Genomic DNA, 16,641 nt, shown 5'->3' on the forward strand with positions numbered 1-16,641 from the left:
AATCATGGCCTATTCAACTTTCTGCCAAACCCAAAACGACCAGCTCAAAGAGCCGATGTTTTTTGGCCAATCGGTCAATGTGGCCCGTTATGATCAACAAAAACATGAAATCTTTGAACGGCTGATCGAAAAGCAGCTCTCCTTCTTCTGGCGTCCGGAAGAGGTCGATGTCTCCCACGACCGTATCGACTATCAGGCGTTGCCGCCCCACGAGCAGCACATTTTCATCTCCAACCTGAAATACCAGACCCTGCTGGATTCAATTCAGGGCCGCAGCCCGAACGTGGCACTGCTGCCGCTGGTCTCCATCCCCGAGCTGGAAACCTGGATTGAAACCTGGGCCTTCTCGGAGACCATTCACTCTCGCTCCTACACCCACATCATCCGCAATATCGTCAATAACCCGGGTCAGGTGTTTGACGATATCGTGACCAACGAGCAGATCTTGAAGCGCGCTGGCTCTATCAGCTGCTACTACGACGATCTGATCGAGTCGACCGCCCTCTATAACCTGCACGGTGCCGGCACCCACACAGTCGCAGGCCGCGAAGTGACCATTACTCTGCGTGAGCTCAAGAAGAAGCTCTACCTGTGCCTGATGAGCGTCAACGCACTGGAGGCGATCCGCTTCTACGTCAGCTTCGCCTGCTCCTTTGCCTTCGCCGAGCGCGAGCTGATGGAGGGCAACGCCAAGATCATCAAGATGATCGCGCGTGATGAAGCCCTGCACCTCACCGGCACCCAGCACATGCTGAACCTGATGCGCACCGGTCAGGATGACCCCGAGATGGCCGAGATTGCGGCTGAATGTGAGCAAGCTTGCTTCGAGATCTTCAAGGAAGCGGCGATCCAGGAGAAAGAGTGGGCCGAGTACCTGTTCCAGGACGGCTCCATGATCGGTCTGAACAAAGACATTCTCTGCCAGTACGTGGAGTACATCACCAACTTGCGCATGGCCGCCGTCAGCCTGCAACCGGCCTTTGCCGGGGCCAAGCAAAACCCGATCCCCTGGATCAACACCTGGTTGTCATCCGACAACGTCCAGGTCGCGCCGCAGGAAGTGGAAGTCAGCTCCTATCTAGTGGGCCAGATTGACAGCGAAATGCATGCCGACGATTTGGGTGACTTCGAGCTGTGAGTCAGCTACCTGATATGCTGGTCGGCCAGATTGACAGCGAAATGCATGCCGATGATCTCGGTGACTTCGAGCTGTGAGTGACGCCACCAACATGCTGACCCCGGCCCTGCACGGGGCGGCTGAACAGCACGCACTACCGATGCCGCGGGTACATACCCGGGATGGGGTGCTGCACGCCCATCCCGGCGAGAGCGTGTTGGAAACACTGGAACGACACGGCCATCATGTGGAGTTCCAGTGCCGCAGCGGCTATTGCGGCGCCTGCCGCACGCCGCTGATTGCCGGCAAGGTGCACTATCCGGCGGTGCCGCTCGCCTTTGTCTCTCAAGGCGAATGCCTGCCCTGCTGCTGCAAGCCGGTGGGGGCAATCAGGCTGGATATCCAGAAAGGCTGACGCCACCACAAGCGGGCAACTCGCGCACAGTAAAAAGCCGCCGGAGCAATCCGGCGGCTTTTTTGTCTCTTCATCTACTTGAGAGCGCCCTGTGCAGACGCCCGAACCTTCAGAGGGTTACAACCAGGGTGCAGCGGTCGGCCCGTGGTGCAGGCCCAGCTTCCAGACCCGGCCAAAGTGTTTGTAGTGACCTGCGGCCACGCCAGCGTCCTCCCCCATGCCGTGATAGAGGTCAAGATGACCTTTCTTCACCGCACCGCCCACATCCAGCGCAATCAGCAGCCGCAGCTGGTGCTTGCCGGTCCAGTTGCCCTCTTTGTCGAGCAAAGGCACTTCGGCCAGGATCGGGGTGCCCATCGGCAGCAGGGTCTTGTCGGCAGCGACCGCGGCCAACGGCAGCAAGGGGATGCCTGCGGCGCCGACCACGTCATTGGTCGGGCGACGCTCGAAGAAGACATAGGAAGGGTTCTGCTCCACCAGCTCCATGACACTCTCTTCCGGCTGGCGATTGGCCCACTCTTTAATGGCCTTCATCGACATCTGCTCTTTGGCCACCTCGCCCCGGTCGATCAGCACCCGGCCGATGCTCACATAGCCGTGGCCATTCTTGCCGCTGTAACCCAGATATTGCAGCCGATCGTCATCCCCGTAGTGAACAAAGCCGGAGCCCTGCACATCCATCAGGAAGTTATCGATCAGGGACTTGCTGTAACCGAGCTCCAGCCCCCGGTTAGCCAGCGCCCCCTGATGGATCTCGGCCCGGCTCGGGCAGCGACCGCCACATTTAGGCATGGCATAAAGCGGGTACTTGTACTCGGGATCGGGGCGGTGACGCACCTCCAGCACCGGCGAGTAGTAGCCGGTAAAGAGCACGTTGCCCATCCGGTCAGAGCCCCCATATTGCGCCAGACTGACGCCGTAGCGAGTGAGCTGCGCCGGATCGCCGCCATTGGCCACCCAGCGGGAAAGCTGACCATAGAGCTCGCCATAGCGGCTTGCCATCCGACTGGAGCGGGCCATCACCACCTGACTTTGCCGGGCGAAACTTTGGTAATTCCGGCTGGCCTGACTGTTAACCCGCTCCACCCTCACCAGATCCTCTGGCAGGGTCCCGTCCAGATACTGCTTGCCCAGATTGACCGGCACCTCGCAGTTAAGAAAACATCTGTTGTCGGTCTGTTTTTTGGGCACATCTGCTTTATCAGAGTTGCCCGCACAACCGGCCAGTCCCAGCACTGCGGCGGTCAGCCAGTACGCGTGTTTGTTCATATGTCCTCATATAACGCCAAGAGCCATGCTCGGCGGGGAAGATGCCAAATTTGCAGGGGGAAAGCAAACGACATCAATCACTTGAAGCAGGATTTCTCCAAAGGGGATCTGCTGGGTTATAACAAGGTGACAGGATGTGCGAGGTGATGGATGGAACAGCTCGAAATATTCCCGCTGCAGAGCCCCTGCATCGGGGTCTGCGAAGTGAATAACAAGGGCTACTGCAAGGGGTGTCTGCGCAATCGCGACGAGCGTTTCAACTGGCTCACCATGACCCCGACCCAGCAGCAGGACGTGATGCGTCTGTGCCGCAACCGCAAGGCGCGGGTCGACGCCGCCCGCCGCAAGGCACAGGAAGGAGCAGACGCGGAACAACAGGATCAACCGGGATGGGATTTTTAAGCTGCGCTTACCAGCCCTGCAACCTCTCGCCAATGGCCTACCCACACTAAAAACGTCCCTACCCCACAACAAAAAAGCGGCCCGAAGGCCGCTTGGTCATTGATTCATGTCACTGCGCTTCACCACTCAGGCGGTCGCCAGCTTGGCCTGCTCTTCGCTGCGCTTGAGCATGGCGTAGGAGACGCCGGTCAATAGCGAACCTGCCGCAATCGCCACGATATACATCAGCACATTGCTGATGGCGTGGGGAATGAACAGTACGAACAGACCGCCGTGGGGGGCCATCAGCTCGCAGCCGAACAGCATGGAGAGCGCACCGGTCAGGGCGCCACCAACCATACAGGCCGGGATGACCCGCATCGGATCCTTGGCGGCAAACGGAATGGCCCCCTCGGAGATAAAGCAGAGACCCAGTACGAAGGAGGCTTTACCCGCTTCCTGCTCGGTCTTGATGAACTTGGTGCGCGCCAGGAAGGTGGCGATGCCCATTCCCAGTGCCGGTACCATACCGGCCGCCATCACCGCTGCCATCGGGGCGTAGGTTTTGGATGCCAGCAGACCCACCCCGAAGGCATAGGCAGCTTTGTTGACCGGGCCACCCATGTCGAAGCACATCATGGCGCCGATGATGACACCCAGCAGCACCGCATTGGTAGAGCCCATGTTGTTGAGGAAGGTGGTCATGGCACTCATGATGCCAGCCACCGGGCCACCCACCACGTAGATCATCACCAAACCGGTAAACAGGCTGGCCACCAACGGAATGATCAGGATCGGCTTGAGCGCTTCCAGGGTGGTCGGCAGGCGCACCTTGTCACTCAGGTACTTGGCGCTGTAACCGGCCAGAAAACCAGCCACGATGCCGCCGAGGAAACCGGCACCCAGCGAGCTTGCCAGCATACCGCCGATCATGCCGGGGGCGAGGCCCGGGCGATCAGCGATGGAGTAGGCAATGTAACCGGCCAGCACCGGGATCATCAGGGCAAAGGCCGACGCGCCGCCGATCTGCATCAGGGCGGCAGCTAAGGTGCCTTCCACCTTGAACGCTTCAATACCGAATACGAACGAGAGCGCAATGATCAGACCACCCGCCACCACCATCGGCAGCATAAAGGAGACGCCGGTCAGCAGATGCTTGTAGGGGCCTGCTTTTTCCTCTTTCTTGGGCTGGCTGGCACCGCTGTGGCGATAGAGTGTCGCCTCGTTCCACGCCTTGTCGAGCTCGGCACGGGTTTTCTTCAGCGCAGCACCTGTGCTGGTGCGATAGACCTGCTTACCGTCAAAGCGCGCCATGTCCACTTCGATATCAGTGGCAAGGAACACCAGATCGGCGGCGGCAATCTCCTCGGCAGTCAGGGCATTCTGGGCACCGACCGAGCCTTGGGTCTCGACGCGGATCTGGTAACCCAGCTGCTTGGCCATGGTCTCCAGCGCTTCTGCTGACATAAAGGTGTGGGCCACGCCGGTTGGGCAGGCGGTCACTGCCACGATGCGCTTGCCAGCGGCGGCCGGTTTGGCGGCAGCATTGGCAACGGCGGGGGCGGCTTGATGGCGATAGACGCTGGCACCGCTGGTTGCGGCTTCCAGCAAGGCAGCCGGATCTTGCAGGGCCAGATCCATGCTCCCCTGATAGACCCGCTTGCCATCATAGGCGGCGAGATCAACCGGGGCACTGGCGACAACTAGCACCAGGTCGGCGGCGGCAATCTGCTCCTTGTTCGGCACCTGGCGGGGTTGCACGCTGGAGCCGACGTCGAGGGTGAGCTCCCAGCCAGCCAGTTTGGCCTGCTGTTCTATCCGTTTTGCAGCGAGAAAGCTGGTGGCAATGCCCGCCGGGCAAGCCGTAACCAAAATTGCTTTCATTGGGCATCTCCTGAGTTGTCCATTGAGGGGGTATTGCATTGAACCGGTGCCAGCTCTGCCAGACGCTGTACGCGCACCTGCTCAAGTAAGGGGTTGAGCACAGCAATATCGCTAAAGCCGACCGCCACCTGACTGACCGCCAGTGCCGAGACGGCGGTGGCCAGACGCAGGGTCTGCTCCGGCCCCCAGCCAAGGCTCAGACCGTGGGCGAGACCGGCGACCAGCGAGTCGCCAGCACCGACCGTGCTGACCACCTGCATCCGCGGCGGAATGGCTTGCCAGACGGCATCCGGGGCAAACCAGATCAGGCCATCGGCGCCGTTGGAGATCACCACGTTGGGGATCCCGCTGGCCTGCAGCGCGCGGGCACATTCGGCCTGCTCGCTCAGGGTCTTGATGGGGCGGCCAGCCCATTGCTCAAGCTCTTCCAAATTGGGTTTGACCAGAGTCGGCGCCGCCTTGATCCCTTCGCTTAAGGCCGCGCCGCTGCAATCGAAGATCACCTGCTTGCCTTTGGCCTTGAGCAGGCGGATCAGATGGGCGCAGTAATCGGGGGCCACCCCTTTGGGCAGACTGCCCGCCAGCACGAACCACTCGGCTTGCGGTGCCAATTCGTCAATCGCCTGCTCCAGCGCGCTCACTTCCCCTTGGTGGATGGTGAGCCCCGGCAGGTTGAGATCGGTGACCCGACCGGATTGTTCGGAGATCTTGACGTTGATGCGGGTGCTGCCCGCCACGCGCACAAAGTGATCATCCAGCGCCCGCTCCGTAAACAGGGAGACAAAGCTCTGCGCATTGTCAGCACCAAGCCAGCCGGTGACGCCCACCTCGCGGCCCAGATCTTTGAGCACCATGGCGACGTTGATCCCCTTGCCCGCGGCGCGCAGGTTGGCCTCGCTCACCAGATTGACCTCGCCAAGGCTCATCGCCTCGAGACGGGTGGTGAGATCAAGGGCCGGGTTGAGGGTAATGGTGACAATCTTCATCAATGAGCACCCTCGCCCAGACCGGCGGCGATCGCCTCACCGATCCCCTTGAGGGCCGCTTCGGCATCCGCCCCTTCGGCGCGAAACGCCAGACGGTGCCCGCATTTGACCCCAAGGCCGATCACCTTCATCAGGCTCTTGGCGGAGACCGCCTCGCCGCTGCCATCCAGATTGGCGACCCGAATGTCGGATGCAAACTCTTTGGCCACCTTGACCAGCATGGCGCCCGGACGAGCATGCAGGCCGTGGGGGTTGATGATGGTGAAGGTTTCACTAAGACCGCTCGCGGGGCCCGCTTGCAGCATGGCCAGACCCTCGCTGCCCGCCAGTGTGGCAAGCTGATCGGCGGCAGCCAGTTTGGCCAGATTCTCAAGTTGCGGCAGATGACCCGCATCGGCAGCGCACAGCAGCAGCATGGCGCTGACCGGCAGTTCACCTGTGGTGAGTGCGTTGCTCGGGGTCGCCAGTACCCAACCGGTCTGAGCGGATGCTGTTTGCTGAACATTGGCCCGTGCCAGCCAGACTCCCTCGCCCAGATAGGCGGGATCGCTTGCCAACAGGGCGCTCACCATGGCGGCATCGCCCCAACCCGCAGACTTGGCGCGCGCAGCCGCACCCAGCAGCAGCTGGTCACGATCATCGGCCGGGAAGTCAGCCAGGGTCAGGTATTGCACCTCTTTCGCCGCAGTGGCACCGGTCAGGATGTTGATGATGGTGTCGGCGTCGGTGGCCTCTCTCAATTGCGCGGCCGCCTGCTCGTCACCCAGTACATGGGTGAGCTGGCGCAAAATGCCCAGATGCTCGTCAGACTTGGCGGCAATCCCGATGGCGACATAGGCGATCTGCCCCTCGTCCCACTCGATGCCGTGGGGGAACTGGGCCACCATGACGCCGGTGCTCTTCACCAGATGGCGGGTGTCGGTAGTGCCGTGGGGAATGGCGATGCCGCTGCCAAGGTAGGTGGCATGCTGCGCTTCACGGGCCAGCATCCCATCTACATAGCCCGCTTCCACCAGACCGGCTTCGGTCAGTTTGCCTGCCAGCAGGGCAATGGCTTCCGACTTGGTTGCCACCGACTGTCCCAGCAAGATCTGCTCTCGCGCCAACTTCAACATAGAGACTCTCCATCAGGTTCCGGCCGCGCCGGTACATCACAATTGAACATTCGGGTAACTCGCCAGCTGACAATAGGCATGATCGCGATTAACTGTGATCAAGGTTGGCTTTTGAGGCCTGGCTATCTATCCGCTGCTGACAGGCTGAATCGTTTCACTTACACTCAGACTGAATCGTTTCAGCGAATTGATCAAGTGCCCGTATCCAGTGCTTTTCAATGATATGATCCCGCGCACACTTTTCGGTGCCCTCACCCGGTAGTGACCGTGGGCCTTGCAACTCAAACAGAGCCAATATGATGAAACTGGATGAAATCGCCGCCCTCGCCGGTGTCTCGCGCACCACGGCCAGCTATGTGATCAATGGCAAGGCCGACCAATACCGCATCAGCCAGGCGACCCGCGACAAGGTGATGGCGGTGGTCACCGCCCACAACTACCAGCCGGACAGCCGCGCCGCCTCCCTGCGTGGCGGCCAGACCAAGACCCTGGGCTTTATCCTGCCTGACCTGGAAAACGCCAGTTACGCCAAGCTGGCCAAACGGCTGGAACAGGGGGCGCGGGCGCAGGGCTATCAGCTGCTGATCGTCTGCTCGGAAGATGATCCCGCCACCGAAAAAGAGCTGGCCCAGATGCTGGTGAGCCGCCATGTGGATGCCCTGCTGGTGGCCAGCTGCCTGCCCCCCGACGACCCCTTCTACGGCAAGTTGCAAGCGCAAGGCAGCCAGATCCTCGCCATCGACCGGACCATGGCCGCCGACAAGTTTGTCACCGTCGCCAGTGAAAACGAGAAGGCGAGCTTTGATCTCACCAGCTCCCTGCTCACCCCGACCCTGCGCCATATTGCCTTGATCACCGCGCTGCCGTTGTTGACGATCAGTGCGCAGCGTAAAGCCGGTTTCGAACAGGCGGTCGCCAGTCACAGCACGGCGCGCCACCTGTGCGAGGGGGATCACTTCTCCCGCCTTGAGGGGTATCGCCTGATCAAGGATCTGCACCAACAGCTGGGCCAACTGCCCGAGGCGCTGATCACCACCTCCTATATCCTGATGGAGGGGGTGCTCGATTACTTGCTGGAGTTAGAGCTGGAACAAGAGACCGATATGAGCCAGCTCGCCATGGCCACCTTCGGGGATGATCGGTTGCTCGACTTCCTCCCCTTTGGCATCAACTCCCTGCCCCAGCAGCACGATGCGCTGGCCAGTCAGGCGCTGGAGCTGGCACTCAAGGCCGTGAACGGCGAATACCAGTGCGGCCTGCACTATGTGAGCCGCACCCTCAAGCGCCGCCGCTAACCCGCTTCGCAGCAGACTCGGTTTGCTGTCAATCCATGCGAAAAACAGTGCGTGACAACTGTTCGTGAAAACCGTTAGTAAAAACAGTGCGAACATAAGGCTGCCAGGATCGGCAGCCTTATGTTTCTCCCCACAGCCCTGCCGCGCTCTGCTTTCTGCTTTCTCTACATGTGTCTGACCGACTAAACAACCGGCCGCCACACCCCTGTTGCCCCTCAACGCCACGCCAGCGCTCATACAAGGCCCTACCCGCTCCCCTATCTGCGCTGCTGCCACTTGGCTGATCTGTATCTATGAGCCCCCTCTGTCAGTCGTTTTTTTTCGGTGCTTTTTTCTGCAATTAGCCACCACTGTCATCATTTATTTCCACTTAATGCCACATAGCAGCACAAGATCCGTGTAAAAGGGGTTGTTTCCGCTATTTTGATCCGCTAACGTGGCAACCATCTTTTACAAGTGACAGGTTTTAGGTACAGATGTTCCCGTTCCGATATTGCTAGCCTCCGGCCCTATCCCCGGAGGCGCCTGCTGATAACGCCAATTGGCCCCCTCTTGTTGACGTCACTGCTGACACCGCCTGTTTGCACTGACACCGCTACGTTCGGATGGATAACATGAATACCAAAACCCTGGGTTGTACCCTGTTGATTGCCGGCACCACCATAGGCGCCGGAATGCTGGCCCTGCCGCTGGCCTCCTCCTCCCTCGGTGGCCCCGCCACCCTGCTGCTGATGGTTGGCCTCTGGGCCCTGATGGCTTTCACCGCCATGTTGCAAGTAGAAGCAAGCCTCAACACCGGCAAGTGGTACCTGCACCAGCTGGCGGATCATCTGCTCGGCCCCTGGGGCAAGCGCATCGCCTCCTTCTGCATCCTGATGCTGTTCTACTCGCTGGCTTCGGCCTACATCAGCGGCGGCAGCAGCCTGCTGGCCCAAGCGCTGGCGGATGCAGGTATGACCCTCAGCCAGGAGCAGGCGGCCTGGGCCTTTACCTTGCTGTTTGGCGGCATGGTCTGCGTCGGCACCAAGCAGGTGGATTACCTCAACCGGCTGATGTTCACCGTGAAACTGGTGATCATGGTGGTGGTGCTGGCGCTGCTGCTGCCGCGCGCCGAAGGGCAGCACCTGCTCTCGATGCCGCTGGGTCAGGGCTTGTTGCTGGCGGGCCTGCCGGTGATCTTCACCTCGTTCGGCTTTCACGGCTCCATTCCGAGCGTGATGCTCTACCTTGGCGACTGCCCCAAGCAGCTGCGCCGGGTCTTTGTCTGGGGCTCTGCCCTGCCGCTGATCCTCTATGTGCTGTGGCAGGTGGCGATCCTCGGTCTGCTCGGCCAGCAAGCGCTGCTGCAAACCGGCGGGGCGCTGGACAGCCTGTTGGCCAATATCGGTCAACTGGTGAGCTGGCCCGCCTTTAATCAGGCGATGCACCTGTTTGCCGATCTGGCGCTCGCCACCTCCTTCCTCGGGGTGACGCTGGGGCTGTTTGACTTTATGGCCAAGGTGACCCGCCGCAAGGACAACTGGCAGGGCCGCAGCCAGACCGGCCTCATCACCTTTGTGCCGCCATTGCTGTTTGCCCTCTACTTCCCGCAGGGCTTTATCATGGCCCTCGGCTACGCCGCCATTGCGCTGGCGATCCTCGCGGTACTGCTGCCGGTGGCGCTGGTGTGGCAGAGCCGCAAACAGGCGCCCGCCCACCACTACCGCGCGCCGGGTGGCGTAGTGGCGCTGGGTCTTGCCGCCGCCATGGGTGTGCTGATCGTCGGTGTACAGGTCAGCGTCAGCCTCGGCATGCTGCCTGCACTCTGATCCTTGCCGCCATTCAATGCCCCATTCCAAATAGCAAAAGAGCAAAAGCCCCGCCAATCAGATTGGTGGGGCTTTTTGTTGGTGAAGTAGTTTTGAGGGGCAGGCCAAATTTTCAGAGGGATGACCATCTAGCTATGCCAAGTATGGTTTCTCGTGCTTATGGAGCTTGTCGTCTCAGATTCCCAAATTGCGTCAGTCTGGCGCAGTAAGTTCTCACCTTCACATAATCAACGAGGCGTTGTTGCCCAAATCAGCCAGTAAGTCATGACTCCCCCAGCCCCAAGTGACTGCTACACTCGGGGCTTTCTTACAGGCAGACCAAGGGTGTTCAGTTTGTTTATCGCGCTCACATACGCCATCACTTCTCCCACTTGACCATTGTATTTTCGCAGGGTGATTTGGCCTGCCATTAACTGTTTGAACCGGAACATCGCTGTCTCTGCCAGCGAACGACTGTGATACCCCGATATCTTCTTCCAGTGCGCCAGCCCTTCCTTGCGCATCACCTGCACTGCCTCATTTCTCGGATGGCCCTTTTTCCATAGCCCTGCATTCTTGCGAGGCGGGATACACGCCGTCTCCCCTTTACGCGCAATCAACCGATGGCTGGCTTTGCTGTCATAGGCGCCATCCGCGTAAACACGCCCCAGCTTGCGACGCAGAGGATTGAGCAAGGTCGGTAACACCTCTGTGTCATGCACATTCTCCAGCGACACTTCTGCCGCCACGATATCGTGAGTCACCGGATCTACCGCCAGATGCAACTTGCGCCAGACTCGACGTTTCTCAGCGCCGTGTTTTCTGACTTTCCACTCGCCTTCACCAAACACTTTCAGACCCGTTGAGTCGATAACCAAATCGGTAGCCTTGCCCTTGGGTGGCTGGCGGTATGCCACCTTCACGGTACTGGCGCGCTTGCTGACACAGCTAATGGGATGGTCGCCCCTCCTAAACTGGCAGCACCTGTGCCAACGTGTGGGACGATACATTCATCAATGTGGGCGGAGCGATCAACATGAACGTTAAAACTATCGGGATCGATTTGGCGAAAGCGATTTTCCAGATACACGGTGTGAACGAACACGGCAAGTGCCTGTTTAACAAGCAGCTCAAGCGGGCACAAATGATCAGCTTTTTTGCCAATCTGCCACCCTGTCTGGTTGGCATGGAAGCCTGTAGCAGCGCCCACTATTGGGCCAGAAAACTGCAAGGACTAGGACATACCGTTAAACTGATGGCCCCGCAGTTTGTTAAACCCTACGTGAAGACCAACAAGAACGATGCGGCGGATGCTGAGGCGATCTGCGAAGCGGTGAGCCGGCCGAACATGCGGTTTGTGCCAATGAAGAGTAGTGAGCAGTTAGCCGTCCTGGCGCTGCACCGCGCCCGACAAGGCTTTGTTAAGGCGAGGACCGCACAGGCCAACCAGTTACGTGGTCTGCTGGCAGAACACGGGATCATCATCCCTAAAGGCATTGCCCACATTGGCAAGCATCTGCCCGAGATCCTAGAGGAGTACGAGAACGGGTTGCCAGGGACGTTTCGGCAATTGCTCGAGCGCCTATGGGAGCATCTCAAGGCGCTCGACCGGCAGGTTCAGGAACTAGAGGTCCAACTCCAGAGCTGGCATCGTGAGAACGTCGCCAGCAAGAAGCTGGCGCAGATCCCAGGGATCGGCCCGATCACCGCGAGTGCCTTGATCGCCTCCGTCGGAGACGCAAAAAGTTTTAAGAATGGCAGGCAGTTGGCAGCGTGGCTGGGACTGGTACCACGCCAACATTCTAGCGGTGGCAAGCAAACATTGCTGGGGATCAGCAAACGCGGCGACAGCTATCTGCGCACCCTGCTGATCCATGGCGCTCGGGCTGTACTCCGGGTAGCGGAGCGCAAGGCGCAGCACGCAAACAGTTGGTTAGCTGGGGTGATGATGGGGCGGCGCAATCATAACGTTGCCGCCGTGGCGCTCGCCAACAAGAATGCCCGCATAGTCTGGGCATTGCTTGCTCAGGAAAGAGAATATGAAGCTAATTATGGCGTGGTAGCCTGAACAACAAGTGTCCCGCGACACCAACTGCGTAGCGACTCTAATAATAACTGATACCGATAAGAACAACCGATTGCACAGGCAATCATGACGTGATGGCGAGACAGGTCAGACCGTGATGGGGAAAACCCGTGGACTACAGGGCTTTGTAAGAGCGAACAGCTGATAGAGGTCCCCATCAGCGAATTCCATCAGGGATAGAGGCGGTAGCCTCGATCGAAATCCGGATCTATGGCTGCAATCTCCACCTGACTCATTTTCATCGATTGAGGGCTTGGCAAACCGGGGCGACCATCTATGTAGTCCGGGGCACACAGCGGCACATTCATCAGCTCGAACAGGGAGTCGAGTAGCCCCTGAGTGGCTCGCAGCGTGAGGCTGAAAATCCCTTTGAGCATCAGAAAGGTACAGATGCTCTGGTCGGTGTAGAGCTGGCTGCGTCCCCGTTTTCCGTGATGGTCTTGGTGAAACCAGTTATCCATGGCCTCGGCATCAACCCAGAAAGTGAGAGAGCCACGGTTGATCAAAGACCTGTTGTATTGAGGCCAATTGGTGATGGGGTGAAGCGCTTTACCCATGATGCAGACTTGAGGGGGATGGTGGTGCTCAGATCACTGGGTTTTCAATTAGTTCCATTCAAGCTGCATCGATTTAGGAAATAACGCCACCCTGATCTTCAAAGCGAGCAGCCTCCCCCAGCAAATCGGCTGCACCGGTCATCAGTTGCTCACGCCCCAGATAGATGGGCTGTGACGTGCAATCCAGCCTATGTTGCTCGACATGGATAGCCAATGCAGTCACCACCGCCAGCGGTGAAGTCTCACCCTCTTGGTGAAACGCGCCTTTGGCAAGCAGAGCGGTCAGCTCCCTACCTCGCTCGGCTGACAGCAGGCAATAGATCCGCAAGCGGTGTTATAGCCCCACCTAGACAGTGGGGCTCGCTTCTGCATCCAGTTTAATATTCCATGGCATCAGATCATCCAGTGCCGCACCTTCGGCCCGGTTCGGTAATTCCCTGAACAATGTCTGCAAGTAGTAATACGCATTGATGTCATTTGCCCGGCAGGTCATGACCAGTCCATACAGTGTCGCACTGGCCTTGGCGCCCTTTACCAATGTCGCGAAGAGCCAGTTTTTCCGACCCGTGGTAAATGGCCTGATATCCCGCTCCGTCACATTGTTGTCTATCCCCAGTGCCCCATTCTCCAGATAACGGTTCAGCGCATCCCACTGGTTCAACACATAGTTAATCGCCTCGCCCACGTAGCTTTTGGGTGTCAGCTGCGCCTGAGACTCGACTAGCCACACCTTGAAGGCCATCAAGAGCGGCCCAGCCTTTTCTTGCCGTAGCTGGCAACGCGCCTCTGGCGATAACGCGCGAGCTAGTTGCTCGATCGCATACAGCTTCTGGGTGGTACTTAACGCATGGCTGGTTTTGCCGGTTTTTTTCGGTTGTGCCAGGAGTGCATCCTTAAACTTGCGCCGGGCATGAGCCCAGCAACAGGATAAGCTCACCCCCTCCAGGCTGGCATAGACTCGATAGCCATCGCATTGCAGATAACCGTCATACCCTTGCAAGAACGCCGCCGGGTATACCTTCCCCCGTCCAGGTTGATAGTCATACAGCACCACCGGTTGGTCACTGTATTGGCCACTGCGGTAGACCCACATGTTGGACTGCGAGGTCGCGGGGCGATCGGGTTCGTCCAGCACCTGGAGCACGGTTTCATCCGCGCAGATCACCGTCTGTTGCAGCAGATGTTGCCGCATCGCCTGGCGTAGCGGTTCGACCAACTCGCCGGCCTTGATGCACCAGGATGCCAGGGTGCTGCGACTGAGCTCCAGTCCGCCCCGGGCCAGGATGTCAACCTGACGATACAGCGGCAAGGCATCGCAGTATTTGGCCGTGTCCACCGCGGCCAGGGCTTCCGGACTGGCGATACTTTGCGGGATGGGCTGGGCGGGCTTGGGCGCTGTCACTACCTGGGTGCGCTCGGCGGTGTGCTCGCAGTGCCGAAAGGCATATTTGGTTTGCCGATGCCGCAGCACGCTGATCTTCGCCGGGATGATCTTGAGCTGCTCACTTTCTTCGACCCCGCACGCATGCAGCTCATGACCGCAGCAGCCACAGATGGGCTCGGCCAGGGTATCGTTGCGGATCTCGCGGTCCAGATCCCTGTGTGTCAACCTAAGCCTGAGCCAACTGATTTTGAGATAACATATAAATCAGGGCACTCAGGAGAACGAAAATGCCTAAACCAGACACTTCTGCCAACGCCAAGGTTGAGCCAAAACCCGAGCTGGAAAAACGGGTACGCCGAGTGTTTACTGCCGAATACAAGCTATCCATCCTCCAGCAGGCCGATGCCTGTCAGCATGGCGAGATCGGTGCGTTGCTCCGGCGTGAAAAGCTTTATTCCAACCAGTTACAGCAGTGGCGCCGTGAACAGGCTGAGCATGGCTTGGATGGCTTGCAGAAGTCTGCTCCCGGCCCAACCGCCAAGAAAACTGCAGAACAGAAGCGGATCGAGCAGCTGGAAAAGGAAAACAAACGGCTGCGCAAACAAATCGAAGTCAAAGATGGCTGCCTGATGCTCCAAAAAAAAGCCTTGGCCATGCTGGACTCGTTCGAAGAGAGCAACTCGTGAACCTGTTGCTGGATGGACCGCTGCCTGCTGGTGTGTCAGAACGTGAAACCTGCAGTGTGCTGAACATTTGCAGGAATAGCCTACGTGCTGCCCGGGCCCGGTATCGCTTTTGCGGCCCCGTCAGCCCATACCGACGCAAGCGTAAAAAAACTCAACAACCACGCGCCCTGAGCCCAGAGGAGCGCACAGAGGTAAGAGATGTGCTGCTCAGTGCTGAGTATCATGACCAACCCCCGGTACAGGTGTACTTCAGCCTGTTAGAACAAGGTGTTTACTTGTGCTCAGTCAGCACCATGCATCGGCTGATGCGGGAAGATGGCCTGAACGGTGAGCGGCGGCAGCAGCGACCTGCAAGCCCCCAGCCCATACCGCGCCTGCAGGCCACTGCCCCGCTCCAGGTCTGGAGCTGGGACATTACCAAGTTGCCCACCAAGAAGCGTGGTGAATATCTGTCACTCTACAGTCGCTACATCGTTGCCTGGATGCTGTCGCGCAAAGAAAATAGCGCCCTCCCCAGCCATCTGCTCAAGGAGGCTTACGAGCGCTATGATATCCAGCCTGACACGCTGACCTTGCACCAGGATCGTGGCATGCCAATGACAGCGCATTGCTACCTCGATTTGCTTGGCGAGCTGGCGGTAACCGCCAGCCATAGCCGCCCCAGGGTCAGTAACGACAATGCCATGAGCGAGTCACAGTTCAAAACCATGAAATACCAACCGGACTATCCGCGTCGTTTCGATAATTATGAACACGCCATGGGGTGGTGCGAAGAGTATGTTGCTTGGTACAACCAAGCGCATCACCACAGCAGCCTGGCGGGGTTTACGCCGCATCAGGTGTTTAGTGGGAAGTACCATGACATTGCCAAGCTCAGACAGCAGGCGCTTGATGAGATGTATGAGCGTCACCCTGAGCGCTTCTGCAAGGGTCCCCCAAGCATCTCGATGCCGCCAGCTGAAGTCTGCATCAATCCGATACCAGAGGATGCAGATCAAGCCACCGTGGAGAAAGGGGTCAACTTCCCAACACTGCAGCGGGCGATCGCAAAAGTAACTTAATGTTTAACGAGCTGGCTCAAGTGAGGTTGACACGTTCCGGGTGAGTGACCCCGTTTATGCCGGTTGTGGCAGACCGAAAAAGGGGGAAGCACCGGTCAGCTATCAGTTCCACATCAAAGGGGTGGCGGCAACCAGCCTAGCTCGAGTTGAAGAGGCCCGCAACCAGACCGAGGTGTTCATCCTGGCGACCAATGACCACAGCGAAACGCTGACCATGGCCGAGTTGTTGGCCACCTATAAGGCGCAGCAGAATGTCGAGCGGGGCTTTCGCTTTCTCAAAAGCCCGGAATTTTTAACCTCCTCGCTGTACCTGAAAAAACCGGAGCGGATCGAAGCGTTGCTGATGGTGATGACCTGTAGCCTGATGATTTACGCGGCCCTGGAGCACCGGATCCGGCAGGGATTAGTGGAGCGAAACCGCAGTGTGGCGGATATGAAAAAGAAGCCGACCCAGCGGCCAACCGCCCGTTGGATCTTTTTGCGCTTTAGTGGGCGTTGTTGCCCAAATTGATGCAGCTTGAATGGAACTAACTGAGGGCGCGGTGATCTGATCACCACCACCCTCTTCAAGTCTGCATCATGGGCACGTCGCTTCACCCCATCACTAACTGGCCTCAA

14 protein-coding genes and 3 pseudogenes are annotated in these 16,641 nt (G+C 58.8%); 9 read left to right on the forward strand and 8 right to left on the reverse strand.

What is annotated here, in order from left to right; all coding sequences use genetic code 11:
• Window positions 1-4: 4 nt before the first annotated feature.
• The gene (gene nrdB, locus BN4575_RS15860) at window positions 5-1,138 is read left to right on the forward strand and encodes a class Ia ribonucleoside-diphosphate reductase subunit beta (protein WP_068978914.1); all 1,134 of its coding nucleotides are present in this window, start codon (window positions 5-7) and stop codon (window positions 1,136-1,138) included.
• A 73-nt stretch (window positions 1,139-1,211) separates the two neighbouring features.
• Window positions 1,212-1,532, forward strand: coding sequence for a class I ribonucleotide reductase maintenance protein YfaE (gene yfaE, locus BN4575_RS15865; protein ID WP_068978915.1), 321 nt, complete (start codon window positions 1,212-1,214; stop codon window positions 1,530-1,532).
• A gap of 117 nt (window positions 1,533-1,649) precedes the next feature.
• On the opposite strand, the gene mltA is transcribed toward yfaE, so the two are convergent.
• The gene (gene mltA / locus BN4575_RS15870) at window positions 1,650-2,801 is read right to left on the reverse strand and encodes a murein transglycosylase A (protein WP_068978916.1); all 1,152 of its coding nucleotides are present in this window, start codon (window positions 2,799-2,801) and stop codon (window positions 1,650-1,652) included.
• Window positions 2,802-2,951: 150 nt separating this feature from the next.
• Between mltA and BN4575_RS15875 the strand changes: the two genes are divergently transcribed.
• On the forward strand, window positions 2,952-3,203 hold the full coding sequence (locus BN4575_RS15875; protein ID WP_068978917.1) for a DUF1289 domain-containing protein: 252 nt from the start codon (window positions 2,952-2,954) through the stop codon (window positions 3,201-3,203).
• A gap of 126 nt (window positions 3,204-3,329) precedes the next feature.
• On the opposite strand, the gene fruA is transcribed toward BN4575_RS15875, so the two are convergent.
• From fruA to fruB, 3 genes are read right to left on the reverse strand one after another with little or no spacing between them, the layout of a single operon-like run.
• The gene (fruA, locus tag BN4575_RS15880) at window positions 3,330-5,066 is read right to left on the reverse strand and encodes a PTS fructose transporter subunit IIBC (RefSeq protein ID WP_068978918.1); all 1,737 of its coding nucleotides are present in this window, start codon (window positions 5,064-5,066) and stop codon (window positions 3,330-3,332) included.
• The gene (gene pfkB / locus BN4575_RS15885) at window positions 5,063-6,052 is read right to left on the reverse strand and encodes a 1-phosphofructokinase (RefSeq protein ID WP_068978919.1); all 990 of its coding nucleotides are present in this window, start codon (window positions 6,050-6,052) and stop codon (window positions 5,063-5,065) included. The genes fruA and pfkB overlap by 4 nt, the downstream gene beginning before the upstream one ends.
• Window positions 6,052-7,167 (reverse strand): fused PTS fructose transporter subunit IIA/HPr protein, encoded by a 1,116-nt coding sequence (fruB, locus tag BN4575_RS15890; protein ID WP_068978920.1) that lies wholly within the window; start codon window positions 7,165-7,167, stop codon window positions 6,052-6,054. Before fruB ends, pfkB begins: the two co-directional genes overlap by 1 nt.
• A 296-nt stretch (window positions 7,168-7,463) precedes the next feature.
• Between fruB and cra the strand changes: the two genes are divergently transcribed.
• Together cra and BN4575_RS15900 are read left to right on the forward strand one after the other, a co-directional pair.
• On the forward strand, window positions 7,464-8,462 hold the full coding sequence (gene cra / locus BN4575_RS15895; protein WP_068978921.1) for a catabolite repressor/activator: 999 nt from the start codon (window positions 7,464-7,466) through the stop codon (window positions 8,460-8,462).
• A 614-nt stretch (window positions 8,463-9,076) separates the two neighbouring features.
• A complete protein-coding gene (locus BN4575_RS15900) occupies window positions 9,077-10,270 on the forward strand; it encodes an aromatic amino acid transport family protein (RefSeq protein WP_068978922.1) in 1,194 nt (397 codons plus the stop codon).
• Window positions 10,271-10,560: 290 nt separating this feature from the next.
• Here the strand turns inward: BN4575_RS15900 and BN4575_RS15905 are convergent.
• Window positions 10,561-11,203: pseudogene (locus BN4575_RS15905) on the reverse strand (IS5 family transposase); the annotation flags it as partial.
• Between the two features lie 82 nt (window positions 11,204-11,285).
• Here BN4575_RS15905 and BN4575_RS15910 point away from each other — a divergent pair.
• A complete protein-coding gene (locus BN4575_RS15910) occupies window positions 11,286-12,317 on the forward strand; it encodes an IS110 family transposase (protein ID WP_068978923.1) in 1,032 nt (343 codons plus the stop codon).
• Between the two features lie 296 nt (window positions 12,318-12,613).
• On the opposite strand, the pseudogene BN4575_RS15915 reads toward BN4575_RS15910, so the two are convergent.
• From BN4575_RS15915 to BN4575_RS15925, 3 genes and pseudogenes are all read right to left on the reverse strand, one after another.
• Window positions 12,614-12,892: pseudogene (locus tag BN4575_RS15915) on the reverse strand (transposase); the annotation flags it as partial.
• A gap of 73 nt (window positions 12,893-12,965) precedes the next feature.
• Window positions 12,966-13,220 carry a hypothetical protein gene (locus BN4575_RS15920; RefSeq protein ID WP_068978924.1) on the reverse strand — a complete coding sequence of 85 codons (255 nt, stop codon included), beginning with the start codon at window positions 13,218-13,220 and terminating at the stop codon, window positions 12,966-12,968.
• An 18-nt stretch (window positions 13,221-13,238) separates the two neighbouring features.
• Window positions 13,239-14,501: an IS66 family transposase gene (locus BN4575_RS15925; protein ID WP_068978925.1), complete on the reverse strand. Its 1,263-nt coding sequence runs from the start codon at window positions 14,499-14,501 to the stop codon at window positions 13,239-13,241.
• Window positions 14,502-14,563: 62 nt separating this feature from the next.
• On the opposite strand from BN4575_RS15925, the gene BN4575_RS15930 reads away from it, so the two are divergent.
• The 3 genes and pseudogenes from BN4575_RS15930 to BN4575_RS15940 form a co-directional block, all read left to right on the forward strand.
• Entirely contained in the window at window positions 14,564-14,962 is a 399-nt protein-coding gene (locus BN4575_RS15930; protein WP_068978926.1) for a transposase, read from the forward strand.
• Window positions 14,959-16,023: an IS3 family transposase gene (locus tag BN4575_RS15935; RefSeq protein ID WP_176716446.1), complete on the forward strand. Its 1,065-nt coding sequence runs from the start codon at window positions 14,959-14,961 to the stop codon at window positions 16,021-16,023. The genes BN4575_RS15930 and BN4575_RS15935 overlap by 4 nt, the downstream gene beginning before the upstream one ends.
• Before the next feature lie 40 nt (window positions 16,024-16,063).
• Window positions 16,064-16,510 (forward strand): annotated as a pseudogene (locus tag BN4575_RS15940) (IS1634 family transposase); the annotation flags it as partial.
• Between the last annotated feature and the right edge of the window lie 131 nt (window positions 16,511-16,641).

It is taken from the genome of Aeromonas sp. EERV15 (genome assembly GCF_900079845.1).
Classification (GTDB): domain Bacteria; phylum Pseudomonadota; class Gammaproteobacteria; order Enterobacterales; family Aeromonadaceae; genus Aeromonas; species Aeromonas sobria.